Source organism: Marinobacterium aestuariivivens, from assembly GCF_042661465.1.
In the GTDB taxonomy this organism is placed as follows: domain Bacteria; phylum Pseudomonadota; class Gammaproteobacteria; order Pseudomonadales; family Balneatricaceae; genus Marinobacterium_A; species Marinobacterium_A aestuariivivens.
The window spans coordinates 434,993-453,504 of record NZ_JBHSWE010000001.1 but is presented as its reverse complement, the minus strand read 5'-3'; the positions used below and the strand labels follow the sequence as shown (position 1 = coordinate 453,504).

The following is an 18,512-nucleotide window of genomic DNA, read 5'->3' as shown; positions in this document are numbered from 1 at the left end:
CTGGTGCGATTCAGAGGGTATCTGCCGGTACAGCGCAGATGTCAGCTTAGTATAGTTAGGGATTTTAATTTTGCGTCGTAGTAAGGAAAGTATTGCCATCGTCGGAATGGCCTTCCGCCTGCCCGGTGATCAGTCGACATCGGATGAATTCTGGCGCGCGTTGAAAGACGGTCGCGACCTGGTCGACGAAATCGACGACAGCCGTTGGGGCAAGGATGCCTACTACCATCCCCGCAAGTCCGAGGCCGGCAAGAGCTATGTCTGGTCGGCCGGTGTATTGTCGCGGATCGAGGAGTTCGATGCCGAGTTCTTCGGCATTTCGCCGCGCGAAGCCAGCCAGATGGACCCGCAGCAGCGCCTGCTGCTGGAACTGTCCTGGGAAGCGCTCGAGGACGGCGCCCAGAATCCCGCGCGCCTGGCCGGCAGCGACTGCGCCGTCTATGTCGGTATCGCCGGCACCGACTACTCCCAGCGCCGCATCGACGACCCGTCGCAGGCCGACTCCTATACCATGACCGGCAATACCGGCAGCATTGCGTCCAATCGCATCTCCTATGTGTTCGACCTGCACGGGCCGAGCATGTCGGTCGATACCGCCTGCTCGTCGTCGCTGGTGGCACTGCACCAGGCCTGCCGCTCGATCTGGGAAGGCGAATCCTCCAGCGCCCTGGTCGGCGGCGTCAACCTGCTGCTGCACCCATTCCCCTTTATCGGATTCTCCCGCGCCTCGATGCTGTCGCCCGATGGCCGCTGCAAGACGTTCGACGAGAGCGGCAATGGCTACGTGCGCTCCGAAGGCTGCGCCGTCTTCTTTCTAAAGCCGCTGAAGGACGCCGAGCGTGACGGCGACCCCATCCATGCGGTGATTCTGAATACCGGCGTCAATTCGGATGGCCGCACCAACGGCATCACGGTGCCGAGCTCCGAAGCCCAGGCTCGCCTGCTGCGCAAGGTCTATGGCGAGATCGAGCTGTCGCCGTCCGCACTGACCTACCTCGAGGCTCACGGCACCGGAACCTCCGTCGGGGATCCGCTGGAGACCCGTGCCCTGGCCGAAGCACTGGCCAAGGCCCGCGGCGAAGGCAATCCGCTGCCGATCGGTTCGGTGAAAAGCAATATCGGTCACCTGGAGACGGCCTCCGGCATGGCCGGCATGGTCAAGGTGGTCAACTGCCTGAAGCGGCGCGCACTGCCGCCGACCATCCATCTGCACAACCCGAATCCGAAGATCCGCTTCGACGAGTGGAATCTGAAACCGGTTGAGCGGTACACCGAGATCGAGGGCGATCAGCGCCTGATCATGGGCGTCAACTCCTTCGGCTTCGGCGGTGCCAACGCCCATGCGGTGCTGGCCGAATACCGCCCAACCGATGTATCCGAAAATGTAGGTTGGGTGAAGCGAAGCGAAACCCAACGTTCAGAAGCCCAACACCCGGCGCCCCGCAGCGAAATTTCAGCGGTCCCGCCGCTGCTGCTGAGCGCCCGCAACGAGGCGGCGCTGGCGGCCCAGGCACGGCAGTATGCCGAGCTGTTGTCGACCCCGAATGCCCACTATTACGACCTGGCCTGGACCCAGGCGAACCGCCGCCAGCTGTTGTCCAGGGCGGTTGCCGTGGAAGGCGGCAGCGTCGACGCTATCCGTACGGCGCTGCAGCAGCTGGCCGCCGGCGAACAGCCTGCGGGGCTGTTCAGCGGCGAGAATATAGGCCAGGACCTGCCGGTTACACTGGTCTATTCCGGCAACGGCTGCCAGTGGGTTGGCATGGGACGTCAGTTGCTCGAAACCGAACCGATGTTTGCCGCCGCCGTCGACGAGGTCGACGAGCTGCTGGGCAGGTACACCGATCTCAGCATCCGCGAAGCCTTCCTGTCCGATGCGCCTGACCTCTACGAGCAGACCGAAGTGGCCCAGCCGGCGCTGTTCGCGCTGCAGGTCGGCCTGACGCGCTACCTTCAGGCACAGGGCGTGCGCATCAGCGCAGTACTGGGTCACAGTGTCGGCGAGATCGCCGCCGCCTGGGCCAGTGGAGCCCTGAGCCTCGCCGATGCCGTTCACGTGATCTACGAGCGCAGTGCCGCCCAGGGCACCACCCGCGGCCGCGGCCGAATGGCCGCCGCTTCGATGTCGGCCGAGGATATCCAGGCACTGATCGACGAACTGGACCTGAACGGCCGGCTCGAGATCGCCGGTATCAACAGCCCCGGCGCCGTGACCCTGGCCGGCCAGCTGAGCGCCCTGGAACGGCTTGCGCCGGTCTTCGAACAGCAGGGCCGGTTCTTCCGCATCCTGGACCTGGATTACGCTTTTCACAGTACGCTGATGGAACCGGTGCGGGAGCGGGTGCTCGAGCGTCTGGCGAGCCTGAAGCCGGGCCCGAGCCGTATCCGCTTCATCTCGACCGTGACCGGTGCGGAACTGGCCGGTGAGCAACTCGGCGCCGAATACTGGTGGGACAATATCCGTCAGCCGGTACGCTTTGCCGCGGCCGTGGAGTCGTTGATTGACGAGGGTGCGCGCCTCTTTATCGATGTCGGCCCGCACCCGATCATGCGCGGCTATGTCGGCGAGTGCCTGAAGGCGCACGATGCCGCCGGCCTGGTCGTGACCACGCTGGCCCGCAAGTCCGGCAACGATCTGCACGATCTCAAGGCCGCCTGTTACGGCGCCTGGCTTGCCGGTGCCGAAATGGACCTTTCGCGGCAGTTCCCGCAACCGGGCACACCGGTCCGGCCGCTGGCCTATCCGTGGCAGCGCGAACGCCACTGGTACGAGGTCACCAGTGAAGGCTATGACCTGGTCAACCGCCGCCGCGAGCATCCGCTGCTGGGGTATCGCATCAAGCCGGGTGAGGCGGTCTGGGAAAATGTCCTGGATACCGCGCTGGTCCCTTATCTGGCCGATCACGTCGTCGGTGGCGCCGTGGTCATGCCGGCCGCGGGCTATGCCGAGATGGCGCTGGCCGCCGGTCGTGCCTGGTTCAGTGCGGGGGACGCGGTCGCCGATGCCTTCGAGCTCGAGGGGCTGGAGATCCGCGCGCCGCTGGTGTTCGAGCAAGACCATCTGAAGAGCCTGCGCTTCGAGTTCTATCCCAAGGACGGCAGTTTCAGCATCCAGAGCCGGGTGCGCCTGAGCGACGATCCCTGGACACTGCATGCGGTGGGACGTCTGACCGGTGCGCCGGCCTTCGATTCACAGCAGCAGCTTGATCTCGCAGCCCTCAAGGCCGGGGCCGAAGGGCGCCTGAGCGGTGAGCAGCATTACCAGTTGGCCCGCGCGGTGGGGCTCGAGTACGGGCCCGACTTCCAGGGCGTGGCCGATGTCTGGACCTCGGGCCTCGGCGCGCTGGCGAAGCTCGAGCTGCCCGGGTCGGTGGCATCGGAGCTGGAGCGCCATGTGCTGCACCCGGGCATTCTCGATGCCTGCTTCCAGGTGCTGGTCGGCATTTTCACCGCCCGCAGTGGCGAGCATCAGCAGTCGGCCCTGATTCCGGTCCGGGTCGACCGGCTGCGTGTCTATGGCGACTGCCGGGGCATCAGCCATTTCAGCGCCGAAATTCTGAAGCGGAGCCCGCGTTCGGTACTGTGCCGCTTCCGCCTGTGCGATGACAGCGGACGGGTGATCGCCGAGGCCGACGACTGCCGTTTTCGCAGCGTCAACTTCGCACACGAACAGGGGCTGCCGGCGACCTATCGCTACCGTGCGCGCCTGAAGGCGCCGATGGCGGAGAGTGACCTGCCGCCGCTGGACAGGGTTGCCGCTGCGGCGCGCGAGCAGCTGGCACCGCTGGCCGCCGGGCGCGAACGCCATTTCGCCGAGGTGGAGCCGCTGTTCGGTATGCTGACCAGCGCCTTCATCCATGAAGCCCTGCAGTCGCTGACGGGATTCGACCAGCCCTTCAGCGTCGATGAACTGATGCAGCGGGGCGGCTTTGTCGCGTCGCAGCGCTCCGCATTGCAACACTACCTGCAGATCCTGGAGGACGACGGGCTGGCGCTGCGCGACGGTGACGACTACCGGCTCCTCGCCAACGATGACTGGCCGGCTGCCGGACAGCTCTGGCTGGCGCTGCTGGGCGACTATCCGGCCTATCTGCCGGAACTGCTGCTGGCCGGGCGCTGTGGGCTGCACCTGCTCGAGGTATTGCGTGGCGAGCGGGAGGCGGCCGGGCTGCTGAACCCGCCGAAGGGCAGCAGCCTGCAAGAGCATCTCGCCGACTCGGCCCAATCCGTCAACGGGGTGCAGCTTACCGTTGCGGCCGCGCTGAAATCACTGGTCGCTGACTGGCCCGCCAACCGCCGGCTGCGTATCCTGCAGGTCGGCGGCGGTGCCGGTGCCCTGGCGCGGCGGCTGATGCCGCTGCTGCCGGCCGGGCAGACCGACTACCTCTTCACCGATACCGACGAGGCCATGCTGGCGCGGGCCGAAGTCGAGCTGGCGGACAGCACCTTCGTCGATTTCGCCCGCTTCGACCCGAATACCGCGCTGGACGATCAGGCCGATATCGCCGGCCAGCGGTTCGATCTGATTCTGGCCGGCAGCGGTCTGCATCAGGCCGATGATCTGTCGGTGACCCTGGACTCGCTGCGTCGCCTGCTGGTTGCGGACGGTGTATTGCTGCTGGCCGAGCAGGCGCCGGATCGTCTCAGCGATCTGACCCGGGGGCTGTTGCCGGACTGGTGGCACTTGTCCGAAGCCGGTCTGCCGCTGTCGCGGCTGCTGACGGCCGGCGACTGGCAAGCATTGCTGCGCCAGAGCGGTTTCGGCTCGCCGCAGCAGCTCGACGAGCCGGCCGGTAACGGCGCCGGCGGTTACGTGCTGCTGGCGGCCAATGACGATGAAAAACTTCGCGGCGGGGGCGCCGCTCCCACGGGCGATGTAGGATGGGTGGAGCAAAGCGCAACCCCTCACCCCAGGCCGAAGCGCAGCGCTGGCTGCTGCTGGCGGACGACAATGGCCTGGCCGAACCGCTTGCCGACGCGCTGAAGGCGGCCGGTCAGCAGGTGCTGCTGGCCCATGCGGCGGAGCGCTATGGTCTGGAAAACGGCGAGTTCCGCGTAGATCCGCTGTCGCGCGAAAGTGTCGAGCAGCTGCTCGATGCCGTCGCGGCGACCGGTGGCTGCGACCAGGTCGTCCAGTTGATGGGGCTGGACTCCGAAGAGGCGGGCGCCACAGGCCTGTTGCCGCTGCAGGACAAACGCTGTGCGCCGGTGCTGACGCTGGTGCGGGCGCTGGAGGCGGTCGCCTGGTCGCATCCGCCCCACCTGTCGCTGATCACCTGCGGCGCTGCGCTCTGCGACGATCCTGGCGCCGAGGTGCGCAATCTTGAAGTGGTCGCGTCCCAGGCGCCGCTCTGGGGGCTGGGCCGCGTGCTGATGAACGAGCATCCGGAACTCAATGCGCGCCTGATCGATCTGGCGGCGGCCGATATTGGCGAACTGATGCCGGCACTGGCACAGACGCTGCTGACCGCTGACGAAGATGAGCTGCTGCTGACGCCGCAGGCGCTCTACGGCCTTCGCCTGGAGCCGTTGCCGCTGACGACAGCGACGCTCAACGATGCCGATGAAGTGAAACTGGATTTCGCCGAACCGGGCCCGCTGAAGCACCTGAAATGGTTCGCGATGCCGCGCCAGGCACCGGCGGCCGGTGAGGTCGCGGTGCGCCCGCTGGCCAGCGGCCTGAATTTCCGTGACGTCATGTATGCCATGGGGTTGCTGTCCGATGAAGCGGTGGAGAACGGCTTCTCCGGTCCGACCCTGGGAATGGAGTTCGCCGGCGAGGTTGTCGAGGTGGGCGAGGGCGTCAGCGAGCTGCGCTCGGGCGATCGGGTCATGGGCTTTGCCTCGGCCTGCTTCAGTACCCGTGTCGTGACGCCCGCCTCGGCGCTGGCCAAGCTGCCGGATGGCTGGAGCTGCGCGGAAGCGGCCACGGTGCCGACGGTCTTCGTCACGGCCTGGTATGCGCTCGAGTATCTGGCGCGCCTGCAACCGGGCGAGCGGGTGCTGATCCATGGCGCGGCGGGCGGCGTCGGTATAGCGGCGATCCAGATCGCCCGTTATCTCGGTGCCGAGGTGTTCGCCACCGCAGGCTCCGACGAGAAGCGCGATTTCCTGCGCCTGATGGGCGCCGACCATATCCTCGATTCGCGCAGCCTGGCCTACGCCGACCAGATCATGCAGATCACCGGCGGCGAGGGCATCGACGTGGTGCTCAACTCCCTGGCCGGCGAGGCGATCAACAAGAACCTGGCGATCCTGCGTCCCTTCGGCCGCTTCTGCGAGCTCGGCAAACGCGATTTCTACGAAAACAGCAAGATCGGCCTGCGGCCGTTCCGCAACAACATCACCTATTACGGTATCGATGCCGACCAGCTGATGGTCGAACGTGCCGATCTCAGCGCGCGCCTGTTCCGCGAGGTGATGGACCGTTTCTCCGAAGGCGCCCTGCGGCCGCTGCCGTACCGGCTGTTCCCGGCGTCGCGCGCCAGCGACGCCTTCCGCTACATGCAGCAGGCGAAGCAGATCGGCAAGATCGTGATCGGTTTCGACGAAAGGCCCAAGGCTTCACCGCAGCCGGTGCACGATCTGCCGGCGTTGTCGCTGGCCGCCGACGGCTGCTATCTGGTGACCGGCGGCCTGAGCGGCTTCGGCCTGCGCAGCGCATGCTGGCTGGCCGAGCAGGGGCGCGTCATCTGGTGCTGGCGAGCCGCAGCGGGGCCCGGACCGACGAAGCGAAAGCCGCCATTGCTAGGCTCGAGGCCGAAGGAGTGGCGGTGACGGTCAAGGCGGTCGATGTGACGGATCGCGTAGCGCTTGAAAGCCTGTTCGCCGGCTTCGGCTCCGAACTGCCGCCGCTCAGGGGCGTCATTCATGCCGCGGTGGTGTTCGACGACGGCCTGCTGCGCAATATGGAAAAGGCCAGCCTCGACCGGGTGCTGGCGCCGAAGCTGCTCGGCGCGCTGAACCTGCACGAGCTGACAGCCTCGCTCGAACTCGATTTCTTCGTGCTCTATTCGTCGGTGACCACCTTCTTCGGCAATCCGGGGCAGGCCAACTATGTCGCCGCCAATGCCTATCTGGAGGCGCTGGCGCGCAAGCGTCGCTCCGCCGGTCTGCCCGGGCTCTATGTGGCCTGGGGCGCGATCGACGATGTCGGTTTCCTGGCCCGCAACGAGGAGATCAAGGAGGCGCTGCAGTCGCGCATGGGCAGCGAGGCCCTGACGTCGACCGAGGCGCTGAAGATGCTGCAGCTGCTGCTGGCCCAGGACTGTGCCGGCGCCGCGGTGATGGACTTCAGCTGGCGCGACATGCAGCGGCTGATGCCGTCGGCACAGGCGCCGAAGTTCGACCTGCTGCGTCGTCTCGATGCGCGCCACGGCGACGACGAAGAGGACAGCGACGATATCCGCACCCTGATCGTCGGCATGGCGCCGGAGCAGGTGACGGAAATGGTCAGCGGCATGCTCTGTGACGAGATCGCCCAGATCCTGCGACTGCCGACCGAGAAGATCGACATCAACCAGTCGGTGCTGGAACTGGGGATGGACTCGCTGATGGGGGTCGAGCTGGCGCTGGCGATCGAAGGGCGCTTCGGCGTCAGCATGCCGGCCATGGCGCTGTCCCAGGGGCCGACCATCACCCGCATTACCGAGCGCATCGTGGCGCAGCTGTGCCATGAGGATGATGCCGGGGCGGGCGACACGGCAACCCAGGCCGCCGGCCAGGTCGCCCGCATGGCGGAACGACATGCTTCCACCTTCTCCGAAGAGGAGGCCCAGCGCATCGCCGCGGCGCTGGAAAAAGGATCTTCAGACGTGAGACTGGTGCAATGAACAAACTGAACAAGGGCCTGTTCGGTCTCAGTGGCAAGGCCAAGGAGACGCTGATCCAGAAAGCGCTGGAGCAGCGCAGTGCCAAGGCGGCCGCCCAGGGCGACGCCGAAACCGTACGCCGGGCGCCAGCGGGCAGGCGTCGCGAAGTGTCGGACGATCTGTGCCGTTTCGACAAGCTGCCGGGCTACAAGGAACTGCTGGTGCAGAAACTGGCGGCGGACGAGCTCAAGATCGACAATCCGTTCTTCCGACTGCACGAGGGCACCGCTTCGGCGACGTCGGTGGTCAACGGTGTCGAATGCATCAACTTTTCCAGCTACAACTACCTGGACCTGAGCGGTCATCCGCGGGTCTCGGAAGCGGCCAAGGACGCCATCGACCGCTACGGCACCTCCGTATCGGCCAGTCGTCCGGTCTCCGGCGAGCGCCCGATTCAGCGCGAGCTGGAGCAGGCGCTGGCGAGCATCCACGGTGCCGAGGATGCGGTGGTGTTCGTCAGCGGCCACGCCACCAACGTGACCTCGATCGGCTACCTGTTCGGCCCGCGGGATCTGGTTCTGCACGATGCGCTGATCCACAACAGCGTGCTGCAGGGCATCCAGCTGTCAGGTGCCTTCCGGCTGTCGTTCCCCCACAACGACTGGCAGGCGCTGGAGCGGCTGCTGGAGCAGCGCCGTCACGAATTCGAGCGGGTGCTGATCGTGGTCGAGGGCATCTACAGCATGGATGGCGACCACCCGGACCTGCCGCGCTTTGTCGATATCAAGCGGCGCCACAAGGCATTCCTGATGGTCGACGAGGCCCACTCCATTGGCGTGATGGGCGAGCGTGGCTACGGTATCGCCGAGCATTACGGCATTGCCGGCCGTGACGTCGATATCTGGATGGGGACGCTGAGCAAGTCGATGTCCGGCTGTGGCGGCTATATCGCCGGTGAGCAGGCGCTGATCGATCACCTGAAGTTCTCGGCACCGGGTTTCCTCTACAGTGTCGGTATTCCGGCACCGATGGCGGCGGCCTCGCTGGAGGCGATCAGGGTCATGGAGGAGGAGCCGCAGCGGGTGCAGCAGCTGTGCGCGCGCAGCCGCTATTTTCTCGAGCGGGCAAAGGAAAGGGGCCTCGATACCGGGCTCAGCGCCGGTTATTCGGTGGTGCCGGTGCTCTGCGGCAGCTCGATCAAGGCGGTTAAACTGTCCAATCGGCTGCTCGAGCGCGGCATCAACGTGCAGCCGATCGTCTATCCGGCGGTCGAGGAGAAGCTGGCGCGGCTGCGCTTCTTTATCAGCTGCGCCCATACCGAAGCGCAGATCGATACCACCGTCGATGCCATCGCCGAAGCGCTGCAGCAGCTTTAACCGGCAAGCTTCATGAGTGCGCACCGGATGAAGCGCAGACTGATCCTCTGCACCCACTCGAGCCTCTACTCGAGTCGGGTGCTCGAGGTGCTGGTTGCCGCACCCCATATCGAGCTGGTCGGCATCGTCAATTCCACCCGGGTACTGACGGCGAAGGGGCCTCCGCTTGCCGATATCCGTCGTCTGCTGCAGCGCTCGGGGCTGCGTTACGCCCTGCATCTTTGGCTCGCCACCTCCGGTTTCGAGCTGCTGGCGCCAGGCCGAAGGCTGAAGGCCCAGGCGCGCAGGCTCGGCATCCCTGTACTCGACATCGCCGATATCAATAATGCCGACGGCCTGGCCTTTGTCCGTGCCCTCGGGCCCGATGTCTGCCTCTCGGCCTACTTCAACCAGATCGTGCGCGAGCCGCTGCTGAGCCTGCCCCGTTTCGGTTGCATCAATATTCATCCATCCCTGCTGCCGCGTAACCGTGGCGTCGATCCGCTGTTCCATGCCCGTCTCAGGGGCGAGTCGGAGGGTGGCGTGACGCTGCATCGCCTCGATGCCGAGCTCGATACCGGGCCGGTGCTGGCGCAACAGGGCAGCACGCTGAACCACGACCAAAGCCTGATGGCCGGTTACGAACAGCTGTTCCGCATCGGAGCGGCGCTTGCGGTCGATGCGATCGCGAAGCTCGACGACCGGCAAAGCGGCCAGGCGCAGCAGGGGCAGGGCAACTACGACGGCTGGCCGGACAGGGCCGCGGTGGCGAAGGTCCGCGGGCTGCTGGGGCTGAGGGAGTACTGGCGTGTCCTGCGCAACAGACCTGAATAAAACGGTTAGTCGCGGATTAGAAAGCAGAGGTCGAAAATGTAGGATGGGTGGAGCCGCCAGCGGTGGATTTCTATCGATTGGCATCGGGCTTTGGAGGCGGCGCAACCCATCCTACGGAATTGTTTGCAATTGCGCCGCCGCTACCCGATCCGCTTTTCCTGCGCCGCGGCCAGGGCTGCCTCAACGGCGAAACCGCCGGCACGCTGCACGGTGTCGAGTTCGATATATTCGGCGATGTCGTTGGGGCGGTGGTAGTTGCGCGGCACCTGGTTGGCCTCGAGGGAGACCAGCGACAGCGCTTCGTAGCCGCGCCGCGCCGGCACCCGGCCGTCGGTGCCGATCATCAGCTCGATCGGTGTGATCGGGCCCTGGTCGGTGGATTCGGCCAGGCGCGCGGCGAAGGCGTTGGAGGCGTCCGAATAGTGGGTTTTCTTGCTGGCCCCTTCGTTGACGGCATAGTGCAGGTGGGTGCTGCCGACGCTCTCGAAATTGATGAAGTAGCAGCGATCCTTCGGCCAGTCCGGGTGCCGGTTCATGAACGCCTGCATGCCGCGGCTGCCGATCTCTTCGGCACCGGTGGCGACCACCCAGAGTTCGGTGTCTTCGGGCAGCTGCCGGTTCAGGACTTCCGCGGCCTGCAGCATCGCCGCGACCGCCGAGGCGTTATCGTTGGCGCCGGGGGTGGTTTTGGCCAGGGCCCACTGCAGCCCCAGGGCGCAGACGACCAGCAGCACCAGGCCGATCAGCCAGCGGGCGATCAGCAGTGGTGTCGAGTGCGGAAACAGCAGCGACAGCCCGAGCACGATGCAGGCCAGGATCGCCAGCCGGACCGGAATGCTGTTCGGTCCCTTCGGCGGCTTGCCGCGGGTTTTGGCGGTGGCGCGGGTGGCGAAGGTGTTGGCCATCCAGGGTGAAAGATCAGCCCGGCCTGGTTGGTGTCGATATGCGCCGAGAGGATGATGCGAAACGGATTGGCCTCTGTCGCCGGCCGGTGTCCCACGGCATTGACCGAGCGGATGCCGGGCAGAATGGCGCCGATATTGCCCCAGCGCGGGCCGCGGATCGACCAGGCCGCGAGCAGCAGCAGCGCCGTTCCCCACCAGCCGCCGATCAGGCAGCCGATGCCGGCGATCAGGGTGTGCAGCGCCAGCAGGTAACCCGAGCGGCCGGAGCGCTTGGGCGGGCTGAAGGTTTCGGTGCCGACCTGGGGCAGGCCCAGCCCGCGCATCCAGCCGGCGACGAGTTCCGCGCTCTGGCGCTCGCCGACGGAACCGGCATAGCGCTGCGGTACGCGCTCGAGTCCCTTGATCCAGTCGAACAGGCGCTGATGGGCCCCTGGGCGCGGCGGCTGGCTGGTCACCTGATTCATCGGCACTGTTCCTTCTGTTGTTGGTCCTTCTGTTGCCGGGTGGCGCTGAGCATCAGGGCCGGCAGGGCTTCGACGCTGGTTTCGCGCCGTTCACGCGGAGCGGTCCCGGTGCGGGCGGCCGACCAGACGAGATAGTCGGTGCAGGGGTCCTGATAATCCCGGGCCTGGTAGATGTCGGGCATCCCCGGAACATGGTCGCCGTACCAGCTCAGCACGGCCTCGGGATCGTGCTGCGCAAGGTGCTGCGTCAGCCGTTCGAGCATCCGGTCGGCATTCTGCAGATGGCGTAGATAGATCGCGAGATTGTCGTCTTCTCCACCGGTCGGGCTTTCGAAAAAACGGTTGCGTGCCTCGGCCGTAATGGTTTCGAGATGCAGCGGACCGTGGTTTTCCATCGTGATGGCGAAAATGAACAGCGGTTGTCCGGCGCCATCGAGTTCGCGGATGATCCGGTCGCACACCGCCTCGTCGGAGACGTAGGGACCGAAGCGACCGGCCGCTTCGAAGGCGCGGATATCGATAAAGTCGTCGAAACCCAGCTCCGGGTAGATGCGATGCCGGGCGAAGAACTCCACCGGGTAGGGGTGGATGCAGATGCAGCGATAGCCCTGCTGTTTCAGGTGCGCAGCCATCGAGACGATGCCGCTGGTCTCGATGCGGCCGCTGAAAAAACGCAGCGGGTCGAAGCGGCCGAAACCGAGGCTGTCGTTGGCGCGGCCGGTCAGGAAGCTGAACTCGCTGCGCATGGTGTAGGCACCCCAGGCCGGCACCCGCAACCGCCCGCAGGCCAGGGACTCATCGCAGAGTCGGTCGAAGGTGCCGAGCAGGGAGCGGCGGATATTGCCATCCAGGCGCCGGGCATCGAAGAACGATTCGCTCTGGATTGCGATCAGGTTGGGGCGTGCATCCGGTTGCGGTAGCGGAGCGGGCGCCATTTTTTCCGGCGCACGGGTCTGGGCGCCGTAGATCGCCAGGGTCGGCAGCAGGCCGTAGCGGAGGGTGTCGCGCCCGGCATCGAGGCTGATCTCGCGGCGGCGCCCGCCGATGACGATCAGCGCAAGCGACAGCAGCAGCAGCGCCAGCGTGGCCAGGCGATCCGCCAGCGGCGCTGCGGCGAGCAGCCCGCTGGCCGGCTCGAACAGGATCGCGATCGTGATGCTGCCGGCAATGGCGAGGCTTCCGAACAGCGCCGGCCCAACGCCGACAAAGGGCAGGTAGAGGCGCGGAAAGCGGATGGCCGGGAGTAGAGCGCGAAGTCGGCAAACACCAGCGGCTCGCGCAGGAAGCGGTACTTGGCGTTGTTGACGATCAGTACCACCAGCTGGGCGCAGAGGGCGGCCAGCAGCGAGAAGTAGAAGCGCCGGCTCAGGCTGTAGGCGGTCAGAAACAGCCCCGCCATGACCAGCAGATGGAGACCCGGGGCGCCGAGGCCCGGACGCAGCGGCTGGCGAAAACGCTCGAGGCCGATGGACAGCAGGGCGGCGATGACCAGGAAAGAAAACTGCATCAGGGTCATGAGTCGTTACTACGGAGGGTCAGCGGCTACGGCCGTAGCTCAGACGTTGCAGGATAAAGTCCGCAAAGCCCGCCGGCAGCATGGCCAGCAGCCAGGTGCCGAGGTTGAGCGGGAACGGAAACGAAATGCGTGCGCAATTGCGTGCCAGGCCCCGCTGGATAAGGGCGGCGGCCCGGTCGGCACTGATCAGGAACGGCTTGCTGCCGGGAAAGCGGCGGCTCATTTCGGACTCGACAAAACCGGGACAGATCACCGTCACCCGGACGCCGTCGGCAGCGACCAGCCCGCGCAGGGCTTCGCCATAGGCCTTGACCGCCGCCTTGCTGGCGCAGTAAGCGGGGGTGATCGGCATGCCGCGGTAGGCGGCCAGCGAGCTGACCAGCGCTATCTGGCCATGCCCGCGCCGGCGCATCGGCCCGACCAGCGGAATCACCGTCGCCAGGGCGCTATCGACATTGGTCGCGAGCAGGGCACGGGTATCGTTCCAGCTCTCCTCTTCGCCGTTGGGGCCGACATTCAGGGTGCGGCCGGCATTGGCAATGACCAGGTCGATCGGCTGGCGGCTGTCCGTTGCCGGATCCAGCTCTGCAGCTGTTCGATATCGGTGACGTCCAGGATGGCGAGGTCGATCCGGGCGCCGCGGCTGCGGCACTCGGCGGCCACGGTTTCGAGGCGTTCCCGGTTGCGGCCGCAGAGGCTGAGGCTGACACCGTTGCGGGCGTAGGCGCGCGCGAGGGCGGCGCCGATGCCACCGCTGGCGCCGGTGATCAGCACATGGCTGGGCAGGCTCAACTCTCCCATGAGGGCTCACCGGCGAACATCGCGGGCGCCGCTGCGGTGGACGGCAGCGATACGCTCTCGGTCAGACGGCGCAAGGATCCGGCGATCGCCAACTCGATGCCGCGGCTGTTGTAGAAACCGCCGTTGAGCTGGGTGCGATGGATCACGACGTCGCGAAAGGTTCGGAACAGCTGCTTGTCCGGGCCTTGTTTCGAGGACCAGAAGCCGTCGATCGATCCCTGGTGCGTCAGCCCCGGGATGTCGTAGATCGACTCGCCCAGCACCAGGGTCGGACGGCCATGGAAAAGTGCGGAAAGCCCGACGGTACTGTTGACGGTGATCACGCCACGGCAATGGTGCAGCAGGGTGGGCAGATGACCGCCATCGATGAAGACCACGCGCTTGCCCAGACCGAGCTTGCGGGCTCGATGCTCGATATGGCTGCGATAGTCGATCAGCCCGGTGTCGAGTGGATGATTCTTGATCACCAGCAGGGATCTGCGGCTGGCGCCGGCGGCAAGGAGTGCATCACCCGGTCGATGGCGTCGCGAATGCCGCCGAATTCGGAATGCACCTGGATCTGGTAGTCGGCATCCAGCTGCAGCGGGAACAGGTAGTAGGGCCGCTTTTCGGCATGCAGGCGCTGGCAGATGCGGCGGGCCTGCCGTTCGCGCCAGGGCAGTTGCGGGAAGCGCCGGGCCCAGCCCAGATACTCGATATGACTCGCGTGGGGCCGGTGGGTCCGGTATTCGGGATAGAGCACCGGATTGGCGAGGTTGGCCAGATGATAGGCCATATCCTGCAGGGCCCTGACCTTCAGCGAGCCCCCGACCAGGTTCCCGTCGTCGTAGTGGGGTATCTGATCCGCCTGATTCCGGTACCACTCGGGGTCCTTCGGCAGGCTCGAGAAACCGTTGGTGCCGCCGGACTCAAGGGTAATCCAGTTGGGGCGGAAATAGCCCTCTTCGTATACATGGAACTGGATCGAGCGTTGCCTGAGCTGTTCGATGGCGCGTCGGTGCAGCGGACGGCAGTCGCCGAACAGCAGTACCTGGTCGATGCCGTGACGGTCCAGCAGGTCGACCAGAAAAGCATCCCAGTGCTCGATCGGACGGTCAAAGACGATGGATTCGGCACGGGTGCGGAAGAGCGCATCGCCGCTGCAGAAATTGACCTTGAAAACCCGATGTCCCTGATCCAGCAGGGTGTCGGCCAGACGGGCGAAGAAGGGGGTCGCCGGTCCCTGGAGCAGAAGAAATGAATGCCTTTTCATAGCAGGTGCTGATGGCCCGTCGCACTGATCTGGAAGCGCCGATCATATCAGAAACTGACCGGAATCGGGGCTGAACCGAGGAAAAAATAGCCAACCGTTTCAAACGCCACTGATCGCTTGCCGCTTGCCGCCTGGCATGCAGGGTTTCGGCTCTTCGGGCCTTTACCCGATGCGGACTTCCGAACCGTAGGAAAGGGGCTTCAGCCCAGCAGCCGTTCCTTGGCTTCGTTGATCCGGGCCGCGAGATAGTCGCTGCCGCCGCGATCCGGATGCAGCTTCTGCATCAGGCGCCGGTGCGCCGTGACGATCTCCTCCTCGCTGGCGCCCGGCTGAAGACCGAGCACGGCATAGGCTTCCTGTTCGCTCATCGAACCGCTGGATTGTGGCGGCGCCTCCTGGCGTTCGCCGGGATCGTCGTCGCGCCAGCTGTCGCCGAAACGACGGTCGAGATAGGCCTCGAGCAGCCGCGCCGACTCCTGATCCTGGCGCCGGCAGTATTGCAGCAACTCGATGAAATCGTGCTCGCCGAGACTGTCGAGCCTGCGTCCGCTCAAGGGACCCTGAAGCACCGTACCGTCCATGGTGCCGCTGTCATGGTCCAGGCTCATCTCGAGGATGGCGGTCTGGACTCGCGAGCTGTTGCCGCCGCTCTGCCGGCGCTGTGTCTGGTGATCGTAGAGCCGTTTCAGGAAGGGCAGATAGCGCAGCAGCGGCACCAGGTAGCGGCTCAGGGGCAGCAGCGCCGCAACGACGGCGCCCAGCCAGTGCATGCGGCCGGTGACGCTGAGATAGAGCAGCATCAGCGCAACCAGCAGAATGATCAGTTGCCATTTGGCGCGGGTACGCTGCCCGGCCGGGCGGGACTGCACCCAGAGGTAGCCGGTCAGGGCGACGGCGCCGAGAATGATCAGGCCAATGGGATTCAAGACTGTCCTCACACACTTTCGAAGTCGGTAATCCGAGACTACAGGCGAGGGCGCTGCTGTCAATGACGCAGCTGCCGTGTCAGGCGCAGAACCTCTTCGCTGCGGCCCCGGCTGAAATGCTCCAGTGCCTTGCGCCCGCCTGAGGCATAGACGGCGACGGCGCCGAGCAGTTCCTTCAACAGTTGTGCGCTGTGCTGATCAAAGCGGCAGTAGGCGCCGCCGGAGAGCCGGCTGATCTGCTTGAAGGCGCGGGCGGCGACGAGGTCGTTACCCTCCTGAAAGATGAAGACCGGTACCGACAGCAGACCCAGCTCGCCGGCCAGCTGGCAGAGATCGTCGACATTCTCTTCCACGCAGTCGCCGATAAAGACCACCGCCTGCAGGCGCTGGCGCCGGGTTTCGTCCCGCACGTGGGACAGCAGCCGCCCGATCTGGGTATGGCCGCCGAGACAGCGCACGCCGTTCATCTGCCGCAGCAACCGGTCGGTGTCGCGGAGCCACTCGGAGGCAAAGAATTCGCGAAAGCCGCGGTAGTAGCAGAGCTGGACCGCAAGCCCTCCGAGGCTGCGGGTCTGCTCGAACATCTCGCTCTGCAGCTGACAGGCCTGATCCCAGGTGGGCTCGCGGCTGGCGGTGGCATCGAGGGCGAATACCAGCCGGCCGCCGGTGCCGCCGCTGCTCGGCGTTTTCGCGACCTGGTGCAGAAACTGGTCGATTTCCTGGCGGCTTGACCCCCGTTGAAGTGATTTGCGCTCGTCGCCCATGTCGGCTCCCGAATTCGGGTTCTTTCCCCAATTGTAGGTTGGAATGAGTCCCGAAGGGGCGAATTCCGACGCCGGGGTGTCGGTTGCTGTCGAAGTATGTTCCCCGGAATTCGCCTTTGGCTCATTCCAGGCTACGGGTTGGTGAGGCGTCACGCGGTCCCAGATACCGCTCCCGTTTGCGGGCCTTCAGGTAGTCCAGGTCGACCAGCACCAGGCCATCGACGCAGTAGTTGAAGTCGGCATCGACACCGAAATCGAGAAACCGTACGCCGCCGGGTTCGCAGACATCGCTGTACTGCTTGTAGAGGGTCGGGACCGAGGCGCCGACAAATTCCAGCTGTTCCTTCAGCACCCTGAAATCCTCCCTGTAGTCGTCGCCGCGGAACAGGCGCTGCAGATTGTCCCGGACATCCTGATCCAGGTTGTAGGGGCTCAGCGACCGGCCCAGATATTCGGTATCGGGAAAATAATGGCTGTAGAACCAGACGATCAGGTCGCGGGCGGCCTTCGGATAGCTGTTGCTGAGGCTGACCGGGCCGAACATGTAGCGGATCTCGGGGTGGCGGCGCAGGTAGGCGCCGATACCGTACCAGAGATAGTCCAGGCTGCGCTTGCCCCAGTAGCGTGGCTGCACGAAGCTGCGGCCCAGCTCGATGCCGCGGGCGAAATAGGGCTGCATCTGTTCGTTGTAACGAAACAGGCTGGCGCTGTAGAGCTGTTCGGTCGGCTCGGGCTTGCCGGCGGTTTCGACCAGGCGGTAGGCGCCGGCGATCTCGAGATCCTCGTCGTCCCAGAGAATCAGGTGGCGGTAATGGCGATCGTACTGGTCCAGGTCGAGCTTTTCGCCGGTGCCTTCGCCGACGCAGCGGAAGGCGATCTCCTGCAGGCGGCCGACTTCGCGCATCACCGCTGAGTCGCTGCGGTAGTCGAACAGGTAGATCTTCTTGCCGTCGCCGGTTTCGCCCAGCAGTTCGGAGGCCTTCAGTTCCTGCTTCAGGCTGCGTCGTTCCTGCGGGTGGTCGATGGTTTTCTCGGTGATGAACAACGGCGACTTGTTGCGTGCGATCCGGTAAAGGTGCTTCTTCAGGATCCGGGCCTTTTCCCGCCCCGACAGCGGCAGGGAGTCGATTTGGCTGAACGGGATCGGTTCGCCGACGCGTACCGGGATGGTGACCGACTGTTTGTTGAACATTTCCCGTGCCAGCAGCAGGGTCGACAGTGAACGGTTGAGCGCCGAGATGCTGTAGAAAAGGGAGGAGTTCTTGCCGCCGATGAACATCGGCAGGACAGGTGCATTGGCCTTGCGGGCGAAGTGCAGGAAGCCGGCGTTCCATTTGCCGTCGCGGATGCCGGTCAGGCCGGCGCGGGACACTTCGCCGGCCGGAAACACGATCACCGCCTGCTCGTCCTGCAGCGCCTCCGAGATGCGCGCAATATCGCGTTTGCGGGTCGACTTGCCGAGGTTGTCGACCGGCAGCAGCAGTGACTGCAGCGGCTCCAGGCTCAGCAGCACGTCGTTGGCGACGATCCGCACGTCGCGGCGAATCTCACCGACCAGTTTCAGCAGCGCCAGGCCGTCGAGCGCCCCCAGGGGATGGTTGGCGACGATCAGTACCCGGCCCGACGACGGAATGTTCAGCCGGTGCTTGTGGCTGATGGTGTAGCTGAAATTGAAGTAGTCCAGAACCCGGTCGATGAACTCGAATCCGGTATAGCTGTGATTCTCGCTGAGGAAGAGGTTGATCTCGGTTTCGCGCACCAGCCGGCGCAGGCAAAACAGGGTGGAATGGCGAATGGGTGCCGGTTTGGCGGCAAAGGTCGGGAACTTGTTGACGACGACCTGTTCGACGTTGAGCTGCATGATCGGAGTCCTCTTAAGGAGGA

The 18,512-nt window shown here is 65.3% G+C and carries 14 protein-coding genes and 1 pseudogene; 5 read left to right on the top strand and 10 right to left on the bottom strand.

Annotated elements, in window-relative coordinates; translation table 11 throughout:
• Window positions 1-70 precede the first annotated feature (70 nt).
• The 5 genes from ACFQDL_RS02300 to ACFQDL_RS02280 are packed head-to-tail and all read left to right on the top strand — an operon-like array spanning window position 71 to window position 10,000.
• On the top strand, window positions 71-4,984 hold the full coding sequence (locus tag ACFQDL_RS02300; RefSeq protein ID WP_379907617.1) for a beta-ketoacyl synthase N-terminal-like domain-containing protein: 4,914 nt from the start codon (window positions 71-73) through the stop codon (window positions 4,982-4,984).
• Window positions 4,882-6,777 carry a zinc-binding dehydrogenase gene (locus ACFQDL_RS02295; protein ID WP_379907616.1) on the top strand — a complete coding sequence of 632 codons (1,896 nt, stop codon included), beginning with the start codon at window positions 4,882-4,884 and terminating at the stop codon, window positions 6,775-6,777. Before ACFQDL_RS02300 ends, ACFQDL_RS02295 begins: the two co-directional genes overlap by 103 nt.
• The gene (locus ACFQDL_RS02290) at window positions 6,663-7,832 is read left to right on the top strand and encodes a beta-ketoacyl reductase (protein ID WP_379907615.1); all 1,170 of its coding nucleotides are present in this window, start codon (window positions 6,663-6,665) and stop codon (window positions 7,830-7,832) included. Before ACFQDL_RS02295 ends, ACFQDL_RS02290 begins: the two co-directional genes overlap by 115 nt.
• Entirely contained in the window at window positions 7,829-9,187 is a 1,359-nt protein-coding gene (locus ACFQDL_RS02285) for an aminotransferase class I/II-fold pyridoxal phosphate-dependent enzyme (protein ID WP_379907614.1), read from the top strand. Before ACFQDL_RS02290 ends, ACFQDL_RS02285 begins: the two co-directional genes overlap by 4 nt.
• 27 nt (window positions 9,188-9,214) lie before the next feature.
• Window positions 9,215-10,000 carry a methionyl-tRNA formyltransferase gene (locus ACFQDL_RS02280; protein ID WP_379907613.1) on the top strand — a complete coding sequence of 262 codons (786 nt, stop codon included), beginning with the start codon at window positions 9,215-9,217 and terminating at the stop codon, window positions 9,998-10,000.
• A 140-nt stretch (window positions 10,001-10,140) separates the two neighbouring features.
• Here the strand turns inward: ACFQDL_RS02280 and ACFQDL_RS02275 are convergent, their stop codons facing one another.
• From ACFQDL_RS02275 to olsF, 10 genes and pseudogenes are all read right to left on the bottom strand, one after another.
• Entirely contained in the window at window positions 10,141-10,734 is a 594-nt protein-coding gene (locus tag ACFQDL_RS02275) for a M28 family metallopeptidase (RefSeq protein WP_379912819.1), read from the bottom strand.
• A gap of 23 nt (window positions 10,735-10,757) precedes the next feature.
• Window positions 10,758-11,369: a hypothetical protein gene (locus tag ACFQDL_RS02270; protein ID WP_379907612.1), complete on the bottom strand. Its 612-nt coding sequence runs from the start codon at window positions 11,367-11,369 to the stop codon at window positions 10,758-10,760.
• Window positions 11,366-12,304, bottom strand: coding sequence for an LTA synthase family protein (locus ACFQDL_RS02265; protein ID WP_379907611.1), 939 nt, complete (start codon window positions 12,302-12,304; stop codon window positions 11,366-11,368). Before ACFQDL_RS02265 ends, ACFQDL_RS02270 begins: the two co-directional genes overlap by 4 nt.
• 116 nt (window positions 12,305-12,420) lie before the next feature.
• Entirely contained in the window at window positions 12,421-12,876 is a 456-nt protein-coding gene (locus ACFQDL_RS02260; protein ID WP_379907610.1) for a hypothetical protein, read from the bottom strand.
• A 28-nt stretch (window positions 12,877-12,904) separates the two neighbouring features.
• A pseudogene (locus tag ACFQDL_RS02255) lies at window positions 12,905-13,686 on the bottom strand (SDR family NAD(P)-dependent oxidoreductase).
• Window positions 13,674-14,153: a capsular polysaccharide export protein, LipB/KpsS family gene (locus ACFQDL_RS02250; protein ID WP_379907609.1), complete on the bottom strand. Its 480-nt coding sequence runs from the start codon at window positions 14,151-14,153 to the stop codon at window positions 13,674-13,676. The pseudogene ACFQDL_RS02255 and the gene ACFQDL_RS02250 overlap by 13 nt, the downstream one beginning before the upstream one ends.
• A complete protein-coding gene (locus ACFQDL_RS02245; protein WP_379907608.1) occupies window positions 14,150-14,938 on the bottom strand; it encodes a capsular polysaccharide export protein, LipB/KpsS family in 789 nt (262 codons plus the stop codon). The genes ACFQDL_RS02250 and ACFQDL_RS02245 overlap by 4 nt, the downstream gene beginning before the upstream one ends.
• A gap of 200 nt (window positions 14,939-15,138) precedes the next feature.
• Entirely contained in the window at window positions 15,139-15,864 is a 726-nt protein-coding gene (locus tag ACFQDL_RS02240; protein WP_379907607.1) for a DnaJ domain-containing protein, read from the bottom strand.
• A gap of 59 nt (window positions 15,865-15,923) precedes the next feature.
• A complete protein-coding gene (locus ACFQDL_RS02235; RefSeq protein ID WP_379907606.1) occupies window positions 15,924-16,628 on the bottom strand; it encodes a vWA domain-containing protein in 705 nt (234 codons plus the stop codon).
• Window positions 16,629-16,749: 121 nt separating this feature from the next.
• A complete protein-coding gene (gene olsF / locus ACFQDL_RS02230) occupies window positions 16,750-18,489 on the bottom strand; it encodes a bifunctional ornithine lipid synthase OlsF (RefSeq protein ID WP_379907605.1) in 1,740 nt (579 codons plus the stop codon).
• Window positions 18,490-18,512: the final 23 nt, after the last annotated feature.